This is a genomic window from Polaromonas sp. P1_E12 (assembly GCF_056405975.1).
This window is the reverse complement of record NZ_JBFUBB010000007.1, coordinates 187,823-205,088: the sequence shown is the minus strand read 5'-3', so window position 1 is coordinate 205,088 and position 17,266 is coordinate 187,823. Positions and strand designations below refer to the sequence as shown.

Genomic DNA, 17,266 nt, shown 5'->3' with positions numbered 1-17,266 from the left:
TGGAAAGTCTTGCCAAGGGGCGAGGCAGAAGCCGGGCTGAAACGGGAGCTAAAAGTGACTCCAGGCCGCCTTTGTGCATTGAAACCCGCCTCACGGGCCCAAAACCGTGTTTTTAACTATGAAAAGAGTCTGCGGTCCTTATATATCGGGCGCAAGATGCTATTAAATTAATAGCAAAACACTCTCCTCCAGGCTTCACTACGGCCGCCTGGCCGGCAGCACCTGCCCCCGGCATTCGCCAAAACCAATGCGCCGAAAGCCTTCACGCGCGCAGCTTGCACGCAGGATGACGGCGTCCCCGTCCTGCAGGAAGGTGCGCTTTTCGCCATTGGCCAGGGTCAACGCATTCTTGCCGCCCGTGCTCAGCTCCAGCAGCGAGCCGCCCTGTTCCGGCGCCGGGCCTGACAACGTGCCCGAGCCCAGCAAATCGCCGGGCTGCAGGTTGCAGCCGTTGACGGTGTGGTGCGTGAGCAGCTGCGCCACCGTCCAGTAGGCGTCGCGAAAGTTCGACTGCGACAGGCGCTCGGGGCCCTGACCGGCTTCCCGCATGGCCTCGGTCTCTATCCACACTTCCAGCGCCACATCCATACCGCCCAGGCGGCGGTTGCCTTCCGAGTCCAGGTACGGCAAGGGCTGCGGGTCGCCTTCGGGCCGTACGAACGGTGCGCGAAACGGCGCCAGTGCCTCCATCGTGACGACCCACGGCGAGAGGGTGCTGGCGAAGTTTTTGGACAGGAACGGGCCGAGCGGCTGGTATTCCCAGGCCTGCACGTCACGCGCCGACCAGTCGTTAAGCAGCACCATGCCAAAGGCATGTGCTTCAGCCTGAGCCATGGCGATGGGCTCGCCCAGCGCGTTCCCCTGCCCCACCAGCACGCCGAGTTCCAGTTCGTAGTCGAGTCGCTGGGTGGGCCGCAAGGCGGGCGCCGCGTCGTCCGGGCCTTTGGTCTGGCCCATCGGGCGGGGAAAGGCCTGGCCGCTCACGCCGATGGACGACGCGCGGCCGTGGTAGCCGATGGGAACCCACTTGTAATTGGGCAGCAGCGGCGCATCGGGCCGAAACAGCTTGCCGACGGTGGTGGCGTGGTGGATGCCGGTGTAAAAGTCGGTGTAGTCGCCGATGCGGCAAGGCAGGTGCAGGGTCACCGAATCCTGGGGGGACAAAAAGTTCTTCCACTCAGCCTGCTTTGAGCTGCCCTCTGCGAGGCCTCGCGAGATCGCCGCTCTCAGCGCGCTCGTTGTCGCCAGGCTTTGTGCCATCAACCCGTTCATATCACCGGTATCGAGCAGCCCGGCCGCCCGAACATCCAGCACCTGGTCGCCAATGGCCACGCCGATCTTGCGCGCGCCCTGCGGCCCCTGGCTGTAGGTGCCAAACGGCAGATTCTGGATGGGAAAGTCTGTTCCCGCGTCATTCGCAGATGCGACCCAGCTGCGCAGCCCAAGGTCGTGGGTGGCGTTGAGTGACTGGTTCATGCGCGTCAGCCCTTGAACTGGTCTTTGAGCCCGGCCCAGCAACTGCTGTAGCCGGCATCCAGCGCCCCACCCTCCAGCGCATAGGCCGTCGGGATGAAGCGGTAGCGGCTTTCAAACATGAAGGCCAGCGTGTTGTCCAGCTTGTGCGGCGCCAGTGCGGCCGTGCTGGCTTTCTCGAAGGCTTCGGTGTCCGGGCCGTGCGGCACCATGCAGTTGTGCAGCGACGCGCCGCCGGGCTTGAAGCCTTCGGGCTTGGCGTCGTACTGGCCATAGACCAGGCCCATGAATTCGCTCATGAGGTTGCGGTGGTACCAGGGCGGGCGGAAGGTGTTCTCGGCCACCAGCCAGCGTGGCGGAAAGATCACGAAGTCGCAGTTGGCCGTGCCCGCTGTGTCCGAGGGCGAGGTCAGCACGGTGAAGATGGATGGGTCCGGATGGTCATAGCTGATGGAGCCGATGGTCATGAAATGGGCCGTGTCGTACTTGTAAGGCACCAGGTTGCCGTGCCAGGCCACCACATTGAAGGGGCTGGCCGCTCGCCTGGCCGACCACAGGCGGCCGCCGAATTTCTTGACGATCTCAAAGCCGCCCTTGGGCGCAGGCGCGCTGTCGAACGCCGCCGTAGGCGCCAGGAAGTCACGCGCATTGGCCAGGCCGTTGGAGCCGATCGGACCGAGTTCCGGCAGGCGAAAGTGCGCGCCGTAGTTTTCGCAGACGTAGCCGCGCGATGCGCCGTCGGGCAGGCCCACGCTGAAGGCCATTCCACGCGGCACCACGGCGATTTCCCCGGGAGTGACATCCAGGATGCCGAGCTCGGTCGTGACCACCAGCCGGCCCTGCTGCGGCACCAGCAGCATCTCGCCGTCGGCATTGACCAGCGCGCGTTGCAACATGGAACGATTGGCGACATACACCTGCGCGGCCATGCCCGTCTGCGCTTCGGCGTCGCCGTTGGCGGCCACAGTGCGAATGCCGTCCACAAAATCCAGCGGCTCGGGGGGAATGGCAAATGGATTCCAGCGCAAGGGATCGGGCGGCACGGCGCAGCCACCCGCCGCGCCGGTCGTCCACTGCGGCTGTTCATACGGCTTGTAGCCACCTGTCATCACAGAAGGCTGGCGGCGGTACATCCAGGTGCGGCGGTTCTCGGCGCGCGGCGCGGTGAAAGCGGTGCCGGAAATCAGCTCGGTGTACAAATCGTGCGGCGCGCGCTGCGGGCTGTTGCGCCCTTGCGGCAGCGCGCCGGCAACGGCCTCGCTGGCAAATTCATTGCCGAAGCCGGACTGGTAATGCAAGGTGTTGGTGCTCATGGATGTTTCCCCCGGGAATCTGCAATGTTCAGTTCAACGAATCGACGCCATCATTCTTCAGCATCGCCGGGCTCACCACCGCCGGCCTTGGCCTTCTCGATCAGCCTGTCGAAAAAATCACTGAGCTGCGTGCGCTCGGCCGCGCTCAGCACGCCAAAAATGTCCTGGTTGCGCTGCCCCACCACTTCCATGGTGCGCTGCCATGCCTTTTTGCCTTTGGGGGTGAGTGTCAGCACCACGCCGCGCCCATCCGTCGGACTTGCGGCCTTGACGACCAGGCCCTGATCGACCAGCGACTGGGCCGCACGGCTGGCCTGGCCTTTGTTCAGATTGGCTTTTTGCGCGAGGTCGTTCACCGACAGCGGCGCGAAGGTGCCCACGGCCGTGAGGCAACGGGCATCACTCATCGACAGGCGCGCGTCCGCCACATAAGCACGCTGGCTTTCAATGTCCGTCAGCTTGTGCAGAAGGTGCAGGCGGTAGGTCAGGGTTCTGTCGAGCTTGATCATGTAGCGACCGGGTAAGTTTATGGTTGCGTCCGCAACTATAAACCGATCCGGTTGCGCCCGCAACCATTTATCAAGACGGGCCCGAGGGGCCTCTTCGGGAGGCCCTAGTTACGCACCATCGTCATCTGGCCGCGCACTTCCCCTGCGGGATAAGCAGCTGTGTGGATGTTGGCATACCAGCGGCCCGCCATCAGGTCGGCGGCCTGGGCGGCCGTCAGCGTGGCGCTGCCGTCCATGGGGCTGCGGACGGGGCTGGCCCATCCCAAAGCAACACCGGCGTTGGCGCCGATGACGGCCGGACCATGGAAGTGTCCCGCAGTCGCCGGGCCGGTCAGACGGGTGTAGTTGACCTTCCAGCGCAGCAGGTTGGTACTGGTATCGAAAACGGCATCGACCGAGCCGCTACCGGTGCTGGCATTGGCGGGCACCTCATTGGCGCCGCGAAGCTGCGTGGTGAATGCGACCAGGCTGGATTGCTTGTTCATCACGCCGCAGCCCGTGATGGCGGCAGCGGCTACGGCCATCGCGGCAAGGGAAACTCGGGTGGCGGCGCGGCGTGAAAGCATGGGTCAGCTCCTTGAAAAGTTGCAGCCGATTGTGCGTGCTGCACGCAGATCAAACCCGTAGGACAAACCCCATGCGAACAGTCGGTTCCGGACGACGCCCGTACCCCATCGCACACCGACACGCCTGCGTGCACGCGGGCCGGAGACTGGACTGATAGTTGTGGCCTGCACTCCCCACTCCCCCAGGCCAGCCCGCAATCATCAGCAGAAAGACTCACACCATGGCATCGCGCGTTTTATGGAAAGGGGCCATCAGTTTCGGCCTGGTTCACATCCCCGTAGCGCTGCATTCGGCCACCTCGGAAAGCGGCATTGACTTCGACTGGCTGGACAAGCGCAGCATGGACCCTGTGGGTTACAAGCGCGTCAACAAGCGCACGGGCAAAGAGATCACCCGGGAAAACATCGTCAAGGGCGTCGAATACGAAGACGGCCAGTACATCGTACTGTCGGAAGAAGAGATCAAGTCCGCCTACCCCAAGACCACCCAGACCATTGAAATCGAAAGCTTTGTGCCCAACACGGAGATTCCTTTCGTTTACCTGGAGCGGCCCTACTACATCGCCCCCATCAACAAAGGGCAAAAAGTCTACGCACTGCTGCGCGACACCCTGCTGAAGACGCAGCGCGTGGGCATCGCCCGCGTCATCATCCAGACCAAGCAGCACCTGGCCGTGCTGGTGCCTTCAGGCCCGGCGCTGATATTGAACCTGCTGCGCTGGGGCGCCGACATCCGCTCGCTCGAGGAGCTGGATCTGCCGCCTGTCGGCGCCAAGGCCGCGGGCCTGTCCGACAAGGAACTGGCGATGGCCAGACAGCTGGTGGACGACATGACCGGCAAATGGGACCCGGAGCAGTTCTCCGACTCCTTCAGGGACGACATCATGGCGCTGGTCAAACGCAAGGCGAAGGAAGGCAAACTGGAAAGCGTGGTGCAGCCGGAAGAATCCGGCGAACCCGAAGCCCGCTCCGGCGCCAAGATCATTGACCTGACGGAGTTGCTGCAGCGCAGCCTGCGCAAAGGCGGCGGCAATGCCTCCAAAACCAGGGCAGCCGACAAAACCACAGCGAAAACCAGCAAGGCTGCAGCCAAAAGCCCGGCGCGCAAAAAACCCGCCGCCAGGGCGCGCGCGCATGCTCCCGCCAAACGGCGCGCCGCCTAACCCGCCACCTGCTCGCCGATAGACCTTATGGGCGCCCGCGACCTGCTAAAGCCTTACCGCGCCAAGCGCGACTTCTCCCGCACGCCTGAGCCTGCACAAGGCGGCACTCGCACGCACAAGGCGCTGAGTTTCGTGATCCAGAAACACGACGCGCGCAACCTGCATTACGACTTCCGCCTGGAGCTTCAGGGCACGCTCAAGAGCTGGGCAATTCCCAAAGGGCCCAGCCTGGATCCGTCCGTCAAGCGCATGGGCATGCATGTGGAAGACCATCCCATTTCCTATGCAGGTTTCGAAGGCAGCATTCCACCAAAGCAATACGGCGCGGGCGACGTGATTGTCTGGGACCGCGGCCTGTGGACGCCGCATGGAGACCCGGTCAAAGGGCTGAAAGACGGGAAACTCAAATTCGAGCTGCACGGCGAAAAACTCAAGGGCGGCTGGACGCTGGTGCGCATGCACGGCCGCGGCAATGAGAAGCAGGAGCCCTGGCTGCTGATCAAGGAACACGACGGCTACGCCCGCCCGGAAACGGAGTTTGACGTGCGCGAGGCCCTGCCCAACAGCGTGCTCTCGGGCAAGCCACTGCCACGCGACACCGCGGAAAACCCCGGCAAGGCGGGCGCTTCGGCCAGCGCTGGTATCGGGAAGACAGCCGCTACCCGAAAGACCGCCAGGAAGATTGCCAAACAGGGACGCAGAAACACACCCGCTACTGGCACCCCCGAAGGCGCCGTCGCGGCAAAGCTGCCACAGACACTGGCTCCGCAACTGGCCACCCTGGTCGCACGTCCTCCAGCCGACCCGCAAGGCTGGGCCTACGAGATCAAGTACGACGGCTACCGCCTGCTGGCCCGCATCGACGGGTCGTCGGTTCGCCTCATCACGCGCAAAGGCAACGACTGGACAAACAAGCTGCCCAAGCTGGCGAAGGCCGTGGGCGCGCTGGAAATTTCGTCTGGCTGGGTAGACGGCGAAATCGTCGTGATGAACGAACACGGCGTGCCCGACTTCGGCGCGCTGCAAAACGCGTTTGACCATGCCAGCACGGCCCGCATCATTTTTTACGTGTTCGACCTTCCCTACTTTGACGGGCTGGACCTGCGGCAACTGCCACTGGCGCAGCGCCGTGAAATCCTCTGCGCGCTGGTCACCCGCAATCCGCAGGACACCATCCGTTTCAGCGATGCGTTTGATGAAGCACCGCAGGATCTGCTTGAGTCGGCCCGGCGTGTCGGGCTGGAAGGCGTGATCGGCAAACGCGTGGACTCGGCTTACGTGTCACGCCGCTCGCCGGACTGGATCAAGCTCAAGACCCAGCTGCGCCAGGAATTCGTCATCGGCGGTTACACCGAACCCAAGGGTTCGCGCGCCGGCCTGGGTGCACTGATGCTGGGCGTGCACGACGGCGAAGGCGCGCTCCTGTACGCCGGCAACGTCGGTACCGGCTTTAACGACGCAACGCTCAAGGACCTCAAGGCGAGGCTGCAAAAGATCCACGCCGACCGCAGTCCTTTTACCAGGGTGCCCGCCGGGGTCAAGGGCCAATGGGTCAAGCCGCGTTTGCTGGCCGAAGTGGCCTTTGGTGAATGGACCCATGGCGGCCATATCCGCCACTCCGTATTCCAGGGCCTCCGCACCGACAAACCCGCAACAAACATCCTCCGTGAAAAACCCGCCGTCCTGGAGCGCGGCAAGAAAGGCACTACCGTGAACCCCGCCCAAAAAACCTCCACCGAAAAACCTACCGCGAAGGGTGGCCTGAACGTCCCTGAAAAAAAGACCGCGAAGTCCGCCCCTGCAGCGCTGAAGTCCCTGCGTGTCACGCATGCTGACCGGGTGATCGACAGCAGCACCGGCTTCACCAAGCAAAACGTGGTCGAGCACTACGCACAGGTCGCGGCGCTGATGCTGCCGCACCTCAAGGCCCGGCCCACCGCGCTGGTGCGCGCGCCTTCGGGCATAGGTGGCGAGCTGTTCTTCCAGAAGCATGCCGAAGCTACGTCAATTCCCGGCATCAAATTGCTGGACCCCGCGCTGGACCCCGGCCATGGTCCCCTGCTGGAGATTCCCTCCACAGCCGCCCTGCTGGCGGCCGCGCAGATCAACGTGATCGAGTTCCATACCTGGAACGCCACCACGCGCGCCATCCACAAGCCCGACCGCATGACGTTCGACCTGGACCCGGGTGAAGGCGTTGCCTGGCCGCAGGTTCAGGAGGCCGCGCAGCTGGTGCGCGCTTTCCTTGACGAACTGAAGCTCGCGAATTTCCTGAAAACCAGCGGCGGCAAAGGCCTGCACGTGGTGGTGCCGCTCAAGCGGCAATACGATTTCGACACCGTGAAGGATTTCTCGCATGCCATCGTGATGCACCTGGCCACCGTGATCCCCCAGCGCTTTGCCGCCAAGAGCGGCCCTAAAAACCGCATCGGCAAGATTTTTCCGGACTACCTGCGCAATGGATTTGGCGCCACCACCGTCGCGGCGTGGTCCATGCGTGCCCGGCCGGGCCTCGGCGTGTCCGTCCCTGTCGATTGGGATGAACTGGCCTCGCTGACCGGCGGCGCACACTGGACGGCGCAAACCCTGGGCGGGCGCCTGGCCATCGGCAACCAGCCCTGGGAGACTTACGAGGCGTCACGCAACGGGCTCACCGCCGCCATGAAACAAGTGGGCTTCAAGGCGCCACCGGCCGCGAAATAGCCCTCACGGCGGCCCTGCCTGGGTTGTCGTTGCACTCCTACAGACCCAAGGCCTACGGCCTGACACGCGGGTGAAGGGCTTGAGCCTAGATTCGCCTGGATAAGGAGTTCTGTTTGCCCGGCCTTATTCAAGGGATGAACCAGAAATGCTCACCATGAAGCAGCTCGATGAAATGGATTTGACGCTTTACCTGCAGACTGAAGGTCGGCGAATGGCCGCAGAGCTCCGAGGCAAGACACTGCCGGACGCAGAAAACCAGTCGCCCACACCGCCTGACTCCTGTCCGCCCGCGGCTCGGCACCCCAGTGCCCACGGGCCCGCTCAACAGCAATGCGCGACCCCGGCCCCGGCACGCAGCCTGAGCGAGGCCTTGCAGCGCATGGGTGTGACGGGCTCACCTTCGCGCCGGGTGTAGGCATTCGCCGCGACTTGCGGCCCAAGGGCTGGCCCTGTTGCCGGCTGCGTCCTATTATTCAGACAGCGCCATAGAACGCACCTGGAGACACCCATGAAACCCTACCTGCCCTTTGTACTGGCGACCTTGTTTTTCCTGTCCGGCTGCCCCGACAACAAGGTTCCCAAAGCGCCACCCAAGGCGCCCGAGCCCAAAGCCGAAACTGTCGCCACGCCGATACCTTTCATGGTTGCAATCAAAAGCAGCCTGTCCGGCCCCCTTTCATGAAAAACCGTGGATGGCCATCCGGCATGTTTGCGGCCATCTGCCTGGCCGGATGTGCCGGCACAACAGCAGAGCCGCCCCCGCACCCCGTTAGCGTCGACGGGCAGACCTATCTCATCAGCCAGCTGACAGCCGGCACCTGGACAGCCATTGCTCCAGGGTCAAAAGGCGGCAGCGTCATATCGACCCCTTCGGGCCGCGCAGCATTGCTGCAGGCGATTGAACTGCGCTCCGGCTGCAAGGTCACCGATGCTGACTATTCACGCAACGGCGTACAGCTCGACGCCCAGGTGGATTGCGCAAGCAGCCTGAAGAACTAACGGGGGCACTCCCGACATGGAGGAATAAAAAAAGGGGCGACAAATGCCGCCCCTTGGTTTGCCGAGCCTCGAGTGCCGACAAAAATCTTACCGATTCCTTGTGTGCGAAGGCCGACCCTTATCAGGCCTTCAGCGCGTCGCGCAGGGCTTTCACCTGGTCATGATTGCGCTGTGCGCCCTGGGCCTGGCGTTCCACCACGGCCCTGATACCGGCGGGGAAATTACGCTTCAGGGCTTTGCGGTAGCGTGCCACTGCAGCGTCTTCGCCGCGCTCGCATTCATTGAGCATCGCCTGGTCGCTCAACGCGCTCAGCGTGGCCCGCACGGAAACCCATCCGCGATGCAATGCACCGCTGACCGAGCCGCCTTCGTCGGGCTTCCCGCCGAGCTGGCGAATCAGGGTTTGCAGCTCCAGGCCCGCAGCCCGGCATTCATCGGCATGGCGAAGCAGCAGTGTCTTGATGTCCTGCGCCTTGGTGTGCCCGGCGCATTCGCGGAAACCATACTCACCGTCACGGCAAGACTCGAGCAGGTCATTCAGGCTTTCGATGATGGCGTCATCGTCGGCCACTGCGTCATCGCCCGTTGCGACGGCGGTCTTCAATGCACCTGGGTACCGGTTCTCCCCCCTGGCCCAGGCCGCGCGGGGATCAGGATTCTGGTCGTGTTGTTCCTTTGCCATGGTGTGCTCCTTTGTCTCTTGTCGCTTTGTGAAAAGCTGCCCAGACGCCGCCTATAGGGCAACGTGGTGATTTCCAGACATCTGAATCGATGGTGCAACCCAGGGGAGTACCGCACGGTCAGGCAAGCACAGCCACTTTTGTAGGAGAACGCCGCGCACGCCCAGGCAAACTGCCGCGTCAAAAATTTACGCGATTTCGGCCACCAGGCCTTTCAGGGCCAGCGCAAGCAGCTATCAAAACAGGAGCAACGACAAGAAAGAGAATTTGGGCTTTGGAGTACCCAGACGATGGCAGCAGCACTGCCATTGAAAACCCGGCCCTGAATCCACGGCTGAATCCACAGCAAATGCCAGCGCGTCCGCTTGTCCTACATCCGATTAACACGCCTCCCACAAACATGTTCCTGTGCGGGAGCTAAGTTGAAACTGTCGGCAAGCGCATCCGCCTTCATTCAGTCGCGCTGACGTTACTTTTTACTTTTGGAGCTCCCATGACAGCCGCCCTCAACGAATCCCTGCACGGCAAGACCCTGCGCTGGAGCTTCAAGGACGGCCCGACGAAGGGCCTTAGCTTTGAGCATATTTTTTCGGCCGACGGAGGGGTGACCTGGCGCAGCACCGGTCCGGGTTCAAAAGACCACCACGAAAGCGCCAGCGCCGCCGTGAAAATTTCGGACGACGTGCATGTGGTGTCTTATCTTTCAGCCGAAAGCGGCTACACGATCACGGTAGCGCTCAATCTCAAGACCGGCACAGCCACAGGGTTTGCATCCAACGGCAAGGACTGGGTCCAGCAGTCGGGCACTTTTGAAGTGCTGGGCGCGAGCCGTTAGCCTGCGGCGGCAATCTGCCGCAAGGCCTGCTCAAACACTTCAGCGGGTTGCCCACCAGAGATCAGATGGCGGTCGTTAATGATGACGGCCGGCACCGAGTGGATGCCCTGGGTCAGGTAGAACTGTTCGCGTTCGCGCACCTCTGCCGCGTATTCGCCTGACGCCAGCACCTCCCGCGCCCGGGCTTCATCCAGCCCCACTTCGGCAGCCGCTTTCGCCAGCACCTCGTGTGAAGCCGGGCTCTGGCCGTCGGTGAAGTAGCGCTTGAAGAGCAGTTCCTTCAGCGCCTTTTGCTTGTCCACACCTTCCAGTTCGGCCCAGTGCAGCAGGCGGTGCGCATCAAAAGTGTTGTAGATGCGGCTGCGCCCGCCGCCGGGCTCGTCGGCCATGCTGAACTTGAAGCCGACCTGCGCGCCGCGCGCGCGGATGTTCTCACGGTTGGCCTGGGCCTGCGCGGGCGTGATGCCGTATTTCTCGGTGATGTGCTCGGTGATTTCCTGGCCTTCGGGCGACATCTTCGGGTTGAGCTCAAAGGGCTGAAAGTGCAGTTCGGCCTGGATGTCGCCGTGCACGCGCTCCAGCGCCTGGTCCAGCGACTTCAGGCCAATCACGCACCAGGGGCAGGAAACGTCGGACACGAAATCGATTTTGAGTTGGGTGGTCATGGGGGGCCTTGAGGGTTGCTGTTCTGGCAGACCGATTTTGGCCCGCAGCAAACCAGCTTGCGGTTCCCCCGGGGATATTCAAGTACCCGGCGCGAGGTTAATCAGCGGGAGCCACCCCTGCCTGGGGCCGTCTGTGGCAGCCCTTTTCAAGAAACTGTCACACAAGCTTCCTAAGATTCCCGCAGCGCAGCCCGACTTGCCCCGCCGGAGTGCGCGGCCAGGGCTGCGGCTTCGCGATCACCCACCTGAAACACTGGAAACCATAACAATGTCCGACCTGGCCACCCCTTCCCTTCCCTCCCGCCGCACGGCCCTGAAATTCCTGGCGACTGCGCCCATGCTGCCGCTGGGGGCCCTGGCCTCCAGCACCCTGCTGTCGGGCTGCGCCACCGGCAGCGGCCCCGCCGCTGCGGGCAATTACTTGTCTTCCAGCTTCACCTCCATGGCCGCCCCAACGCTTGCCAACGCGGCCGCCATGGCCACCACCACCGTGGGCTCCAGCCTCCAGGTGCGCCTCAAAGACAACAGCACGCAGAGCTACAAGCTCGCCTACCAGCCCTTCTTCGTGACCGGCGACATGGTGCCGGACGGCAAGGGCGGCACCATCCTCGCCGGCGGCTATGTGGACATCAGCAACCGGCCCATCATTGACCGCTCGGTGCCCGGCAAGGAACGCCAGATATTCTCGGACGGACCTGACGGCACCTCGCTGCTCGGCCTGCCCAATGCCAACGTACCCGGAGTCAAAGGCAAAGCAGTTTTTGCCGTAGTTCAGTTTGAATACACCACGCGAGACCTGGCTGGCGCCGACGCTTACGGCAACCTGCCCTCACCCATCGCCGTGCTGACGCTGGACCAGGACCAGGCCACCGGCAAGCTCAGCCTCGTGAAATACCACAACGTGGACATGTCCAAAGCGCATGGCCTGTGGATCACCTGTGGCGCCAGCCTCTCGCCCTGGAACACCCACTTGTCCAGCGAAGAGTACGAGCCCGATGCCCCCTTCGCCGCGGAAAGCGCGCAATTCAAGAAGTTCAGCAAGAACGTCTATGGCGACGAAACCAAAGCGAACCCTTATCACTACGGCCACCTGCCGGAAGTCACCGTGCATCCCGACGGCACCGGCACGGTCAAGAAACACTACAACATGGGCCGCATCTCGCATGAGCTGGTGCAGGTCATGCCGGACAACCGCACCGTGCTGATGGGCGACGACGCCACCAACAGCGGCCTCTTCGTCTTTGTGGCGGACCGTGAAAAAGACCTGTCTTCCGGCACGCTGTATGTGGGCAAGCTGGGCACCGGCTTCTCGGTCAACCCTGCCGACCAGGGCGCGAAGATCTCCTGGATCAAGCTGGGCCACGCCACCAGCGCCGAGATCGAAAAGATGGCCGACACGCTCAAGCCCGCCGACATCATGGCGGTATCGAAAACAGACCCCGGTGATGCGAGCTTCACCAAGGTGTTTTATGGCGGCAACGCCAACTGGATCAAGATCAAGCCCGGCATGGAAAAAGCCGCAGCCTTCCTGGAAACCCACCGCTATGCCTACCTTATGGGCGGGAGCATGGGATTTTCCAAAATGGAAGGCACCACCGTCAACATCAAGGACAAGGTCGCCTACTCGGCGCTGCAGAATATCCAGGACTCCATGGTCAAGACCGGCAAGGGCTGGAACGCGGCCAGCGGCATCGCGCTCGACAAGGCCCTGATCGCCGGCGGCGTGATGGCGCACAAGCTGGACGGCGGCCAGAAAGACCTGGGTGGCAACGCCATCGACAGCGAATGGATGCCGGTGCACACCAGGGCCCTGCTGGTCGGCGAAGACATTGCCGCCGACGCGCTGGGCAACAAGGCCGACCCCAACCAGATCGCCAACCCCGACAACCTGAAGTTCTCGGAAAAAATGCGCACCCTCTTCATTGGTGAGGACAGCGGCTCGCACATCAACAACTTCATCTGGGCCTACAACGTCGACACCCGACAGCTGTCGCGCCTGATGTCCATGCCCGCGGGCGCCGAAGCCACCGGCCTGCATGTGGTGGACGACCTCAACGGCTGGACCTACATCATGAGCAACTTCCAGCATGCGGGAGACTGGAACTCGCTGCATGGCAAGGTGCAAGCCACGCTGGATCCGCTGGTGCGCGCGAACTACAAGGACCGCTTCGGCGCGGCTGTCGGCTACCTCACCGCGGACCCCAGCAGCATCAAGCTGGGCTGATTGGCGACGTAACCATAAACATGTTCGCCTGCACCGCCTTCGGTGCCTCAGGCGGAAAGCGGGCTCATGGCCTGCTTTCCGCTTTTTTTATGGCACCGGATTAAATGCCGCGATGGATTGTGCGGTGTGCGCCCCTACCCGCTCGTCCCTAGAATGTTCAAAATAACGATGGCCGGCCTGACGTGACCTGCTGCGCTGGAAGATACGCATCAAAACGCCCTCTAACCCATACAGGACGAGCGCAAGCAGCTATCAAAAACAGAGCATCTACAGCGACAACATTGAGACAACCCCGAGACAAATCCATGCGATACGCCCAAACCGATCTGATCAACTACGCCCAAACCCTGCTGACCACCGCCGGGCTGGAGCACGACAAAGCCGCTGCCGTGGCCGACATCCTGGTCCAGGGCGACCTGATGGGCCACAACACCCACGGGCTCGCCCTGCTGCCGGGCTACCTGGCTGAGCTGGAATCTGGCGCGATGGAAAAACTCGGCACCCCAGCCGTGCTGGCCGACCATCCGGCCGCCGTGACCTGGGACGGCCGCCGCCTGCCCGGCCCCTGGCTGGTTCTGCAAGCGATGGCGCTGGCCACCGAGCGTGCCGCCACCCAGGGCACCTGCACCGTGGTGATTCGCCGCAGCCACCACATCGCCTGCCTGGCCGCCTATCTCAAGCGCGCCACCGATCAGGGCCTGATGATGTTGCTGACCTGCTCGGACCCGAACACGGCCAGCGTTGCCCCCTTTGGCGGGCTGGACCCGGTGTTCACACCCAACCCGGTTTCTGCCGGCGTTCCCACCAACGGCGTTCCGGTGCTGATGGATGTGTCCACCTCGGCCACGACCAACGGCATGACCAACCGGCTGCACAAGGAAGGCCAGCGGCTGCCTGCTGCCTGGGTGATGGACGGCCACGGCGTGGCCAGCGACAACCCTTCGGTGCTGTTCGACGAACCCAAGGGCACCATCCTGCCGCTGGGTGGCATGGACTCGGGCCACAAGGGTTATGGCCTCACCTTGCTGGTAGAGGCATTAACCGGAGGCCTCGCAGGCCATGGCCGCGCCGATCCGAAAGAGGGATGGGGCGCGACGGTGTTCCTGCAGGTGATTGACCCGCGCACTTTTGCCGGCCTGGATGCCTTCATACGCCAGACTGGCCATGTCGTCGATGCCTGCCGCGCATCACGACCCGCGCGAGCAGGATCTGCCGTGCGCACCCCGGGGGAAAAAGGCATTGCGCTGGCAGCCAGGCAAATGGAGTCGGGCGTGGAGCTCTACCCCTCCATCCTGCCCGCACTGTCAAGCTGGGCCATCAAGCTTGGGGTGACAGAGCCGTCTGCCGCCCACTGAAGCGCAGCCTTTCCAGGGGAAAACCGATCCAGCCAGCCGTTGCCGCTGACGGGTTTTCTGCTTGCAGCGCCTGCTGATCACCCTTTGGTATTACAGAAACCATCAAAAATTTAAAGCGACCCCCGCATACCCGGGGTTTGTCCCTAGGCGGGGAATTTTTCAGGTCCACATAATTAGTGCGTCGTTCAAACTAATTCTGAAGTGCTGCGTTTGCAGCGGAACGATTACCGGGATTCAGCTGGGTTTTCAAAACTACACGCCCGACTGGGCAGAACTATCGGAGACATTCATGAAACTAAAAAATTCCCTCACCGCAATGGCACTCAGCCTGGCCGCTGCCGGCGCATTTGCGCAGGTCACTGTCGGCGTCAGCTGGTCCAACTTCCAGGAGGAACGCTGGAAAACCGATGAGGCAGCCATCAAGACGCAGCTTGAAAAGCTGGGCGCCAAGTACATCAGCGCAGACGCCGCGGGCTCCCCCGAAAAACAACTGGCGGACATTGACGGCCTGATGGCCAAGGGCGCCAAGGTCCTGATCGTGCTGGCCATGGACAAGGACGCCATCCTGCCCGCCGTGAACAAGGCCACCAAACAAAAAGTGCCGGTTATTGCCTACGACCGCCTGATCGAGGCACCCGGCGTGTTCTACATCACCTTCGACAACAAGGAAGTCGGCCGCATGCAGGCCCGTGCGGTGTTCCAGGCCAAGCCCAAGGGCAACTACGTGATGATCAAGGGCTCCCCCACCGATCCGAATGCCAATTTCCTGCGCGAAGGCCAGCAGGAAATCATTGACGCCGCCGTCAAGAAAGGCGACATCAAGATCGTGGGCGAGGAATACACCGAGGGCTGGAAGCCTGAAGTCGCGCAGAAAAACATGGAACAGATCCTGACCAAGAACGGCGGCAAGGTCGATGCTGTGGTGGCCTCCAATGACGGCACCGCTGGCGGTGTCGTGGCGGCGCTGAGTTCCAAAGGCCTCAAGGGCGTACCGGTGTCCGGCCAGGACGGTGACTTTGCCGCCCTGAACCGCGTGGCCATGGGCACCCAGACCGTGTCGGTGTGGAAAGATGCGCGCGACCTCGGTAAACAGGCGGCCAGCGCAGCTGTCAATCTGGGTGCCGGCAAAAAAGTCGACGGCGCGACCTCCTGGAATGGTGGCGAGAAAAAGATCGCCCTGCAGGCCCAGTTCCTCAAGCCCGTGCCTATTACCCGCGACAACCTCGATGTGGTGGTGAAAGCCGGCTGGATCAAGAAAGACGAACTCTGCAAGGGTGTCACGGGCAACGTCGCGGCCTGCAAGTAATACAGGCTTTAATACAGGCGTTCAACCACCTGCTCCCCGTTCTGCGCAAGCAGGCAAGGCAACCGGCCTGTAGGTTGCCTTGGGGAGTGCTGCATCCTCAAAACCATGCAATTTCCCGTTCGATTCCTGCGCAACGCTGCTGTCGACTGGCGGCTGGTGTTCATGGGGGGCGTGCTCGCCGTCCTGGCGGGCGTATTCCAGGTCCTGTCGGGCGGCATTTTCCTGTCGCCTGAGAACCTCTACAACATTGCCCAGCAAACAGCGGTGGTGGGCATCGTGTCCACTGTCATGGTGCTGATCATTGTGGCCCGGCATATTGACCTGTCGGTCGGTTCGGTGATCGGTTTTGTCGGCGTGCTCATCGCCTATCTTCAATACACCCTGGGATGGTCCTGGCCGGCGGCCTCACTCGCCGGGCTGGCTGCGGCGCTGGTGGTGTCGGTATACCAGGGATGGCTGACCGCCATGCTCGGCGTCCCGTCTTTTGTGGTCACGCTGGGAGGGCTGATGTCCTTGCGCGGCGCGGCTTTTCTGGTGGCCGACGGCAAGACCCAGCCCGTCAGCGACGAGACTTTTCTGCAACTCGGTGGCGGCTATGACGGTGGCATCGGCGTGACCGCCACCTGGGTCCTGACCGTCTGTGTGAGCCTGGTTCTGGTGATTCGCATGCTGTTGCGCCGCCGTGCCTCTACGCGCCATGAGATGCCCAACCAGCCCGTGTGGGTGGATGTACTGCTGGTGGCGGCACCGGTGGCCCTGCTGGCCGCGTTCGCTGCCACCATGAACAGCTATCTGGTCACCAACAAGGACGCTCCCCAGGGCATCCCGATCCCGGTGCTCATCTGGGCGGCCGTGGCGGTGGTGATGTCCTTCATCTCCCAGCGCACCCGTTTTGGCCGCTATGTTTACGCCATGGGCGGCAACCCCGACGCTGCTGTACTGGTCGGCATACCGGTCAAGCGGGTGACGCTCATGTTGTTTGCCCTGCTCGCCGTGCTCATCACCATCGCGGCGATCGTGTCGGTGGCCCGCCTGAACGCAGGCACCAACTCGCTGGGCACCGGCATGGAGTTGTTCGTGATTGCCGCCGCGGTGATCGGCGGTACTGCACTGGCCGGAGGCAGTGGCACCATCATCGGCTCGGTGTTAGGCGCCCTCATCATGCAGTCGCTGGACAGCGGCATGCTGCTGCTGGACGTCTCCATCGGAAAACGCATGATCATCATCGGGCAGGTGCTGATTGTGGCGGTGGTATTTGACGTGCTCTACCGCAAGTGGGCGCAGGAAAACTAGGATGAAACACCCCCGAAGCGCCTTCGGCGCCCGGCACCTCCGCCAGAGGCGGAGGCCCTTCGAAGCCGTCCAAGCCTGCGCAGGCAGGCTTGGAGCCGCGGCTCTCAGCCCCTCAAGGGGGGCGAGACCCGCGGCTCCAGACCGACCTGCGTCGGTCTGGACGGGTCGAGCGGTGGGGGGCG

At 62.8% G+C, this 17,266-nt stretch carries 16 protein-coding genes; 10 read left to right on the top strand and 6 right to left on the bottom strand.

What is annotated here, in order from left to right; all coding sequences use genetic code 11:
- Positions 1–198: 198 nt before the first annotated feature.
- The 4 genes from fahA to AC1D13_RS19170 all read right to left on the bottom strand — a co-directional run bounded on the left by fahA (position 199) and on the right by AC1D13_RS19170 (position 3,861).
- Entirely contained in the window at positions 199–1,476 is a 1,278-nt protein-coding gene (gene fahA / locus AC1D13_RS19185; RefSeq protein ID WP_477690117.1) for a fumarylacetoacetase, read from the bottom strand.
- Positions 1,477–1,481: 5 nt separating this feature from the next.
- Positions 1,482–2,786: a homogentisate 1,2-dioxygenase gene (gene hmgA / locus AC1D13_RS19180; protein WP_477665928.1), complete on the bottom strand. Its 1,305-nt coding sequence runs from the start codon at positions 2,784–2,786 to the stop codon at positions 1,482–1,484.
- A gap of 50 nt (positions 2,787–2,836) precedes the next feature.
- Entirely contained in the window at positions 2,837–3,295 is a 459-nt protein-coding gene (locus AC1D13_RS19175; protein ID WP_457280717.1) for a MarR family winged helix-turn-helix transcriptional regulator, read from the bottom strand.
- Positions 3,296–3,399: 104 nt separating this feature from the next.
- Positions 3,400–3,861, bottom strand: coding sequence for a CHRD domain-containing protein (locus AC1D13_RS19170; protein WP_477690116.1), 462 nt, complete (start codon positions 3,859–3,861; stop codon positions 3,400–3,402).
- Between the two features lie 221 nt (positions 3,862–4,082).
- Here AC1D13_RS19170 and ku point away from each other — a divergent pair, with 221 nt between their 5' ends.
- The 5 genes from ku (at position 4,083) to AC1D13_RS19145 (ending at position 8,726) form a co-directional block, all read left to right on the top strand.
- Positions 4,083–5,024, top strand: a complete 942-nt coding sequence (gene ku / locus AC1D13_RS19165; protein WP_477690115.1) for a non-homologous end joining protein Ku — start codon at positions 4,083–4,085, stop codon at positions 5,022–5,024.
- A gap of 27 nt (positions 5,025–5,051) precedes the next feature.
- A complete protein-coding gene (gene ligD, locus AC1D13_RS19160) occupies positions 5,052–7,727 on the top strand; it encodes a DNA ligase D (protein ID WP_477690114.1) in 2,676 nt (891 codons plus the stop codon).
- Between the two features lie 154 nt (positions 7,728–7,881).
- Positions 7,882–8,142: a hypothetical protein gene (locus AC1D13_RS19155; RefSeq protein WP_457280713.1), complete on the top strand. Its 261-nt coding sequence runs from the start codon at positions 7,882–7,884 to the stop codon at positions 8,140–8,142.
- Positions 8,143–8,235: 93 nt separating this feature from the next.
- Positions 8,236–8,409, top strand: coding sequence for a hypothetical protein (locus AC1D13_RS19150; protein WP_457280712.1), 174 nt, complete (start codon positions 8,236–8,238; stop codon positions 8,407–8,409).
- Entirely contained in the window at positions 8,406–8,726 is a 321-nt protein-coding gene (locus AC1D13_RS19145) for a hypothetical protein (RefSeq protein ID WP_477690113.1), read from the top strand. Before AC1D13_RS19150 ends, AC1D13_RS19145 begins: the two co-directional genes overlap by 4 nt.
- Before the next feature lie 121 nt (positions 8,727–8,847).
- Here the strand turns inward: AC1D13_RS19145 and AC1D13_RS19140 are convergent, their stop codons facing one another.
- Positions 8,848–9,408 (bottom strand): ferritin-like domain-containing protein, encoded by a 561-nt coding sequence (locus AC1D13_RS19140; RefSeq protein ID WP_477690112.1) that lies wholly within the window; start codon positions 9,406–9,408, stop codon positions 8,848–8,850.
- Between the two features lie 491 nt (positions 9,409–9,899).
- Here AC1D13_RS19140 and AC1D13_RS19135 point away from each other — a divergent pair, with 491 nt between their 5' ends.
- Positions 9,900–10,241 (top strand): MoaF N-terminal domain-containing protein, encoded by a 342-nt coding sequence (locus tag AC1D13_RS19135; protein WP_457280709.1) that lies wholly within the window; start codon positions 9,900–9,902, stop codon positions 10,239–10,241.
- Here the strand turns inward: AC1D13_RS19135 and AC1D13_RS19130 are convergent.
- Positions 10,238–10,906, bottom strand: a complete 669-nt coding sequence (locus AC1D13_RS19130) for a DsbA family oxidoreductase (RefSeq protein WP_457280708.1) — start codon at positions 10,904–10,906, stop codon at positions 10,238–10,240. The genes AC1D13_RS19135 and AC1D13_RS19130 overlap by 4 nt on opposite strands.
- Before the next feature lie 268 nt (positions 10,907–11,174).
- On the opposite strand from AC1D13_RS19130, the gene AC1D13_RS19125 reads away from it, so the two are divergent.
- The 4 genes from AC1D13_RS19125 to AC1D13_RS19110 all read left to right on the top strand — a co-directional run bounded on the left by AC1D13_RS19125 (position 11,175) and on the right by AC1D13_RS19110 (position 17,084).
- Complete coding sequence (locus tag AC1D13_RS19125; RefSeq protein ID WP_457280707.1) at positions 11,175–13,130, top strand: PhoX family protein; 1,956 nt, start codon at positions 11,175–11,177, stop codon at positions 13,128–13,130.
- A 305-nt stretch (positions 13,131–13,435) separates the two neighbouring features.
- The gene (locus tag AC1D13_RS19120; RefSeq protein ID WP_477690111.1) at positions 13,436–14,485 is read left to right on the top strand and encodes an Ldh family oxidoreductase; all 1,050 of its coding nucleotides are present in this window, start codon (positions 13,436–13,438) and stop codon (positions 14,483–14,485) included.
- Positions 14,486–14,774: 289 nt separating this feature from the next.
- Positions 14,775–15,791: a D-xylose ABC transporter substrate-binding protein gene (xylF, locus tag AC1D13_RS19115; RefSeq protein ID WP_457280705.1), complete on the top strand. Its 1,017-nt coding sequence runs from the start codon at positions 14,775–14,777 to the stop codon at positions 15,789–15,791.
- A gap of 162 nt (positions 15,792–15,953) precedes the next feature.
- Complete coding sequence (locus AC1D13_RS19110) at positions 15,954–17,084, top strand: sugar ABC transporter permease (protein ID WP_457280987.1); 1,131 nt, start codon at positions 15,954–15,956, stop codon at positions 17,082–17,084.
- Positions 17,085–17,266: the final 182 nt, after the last annotated feature.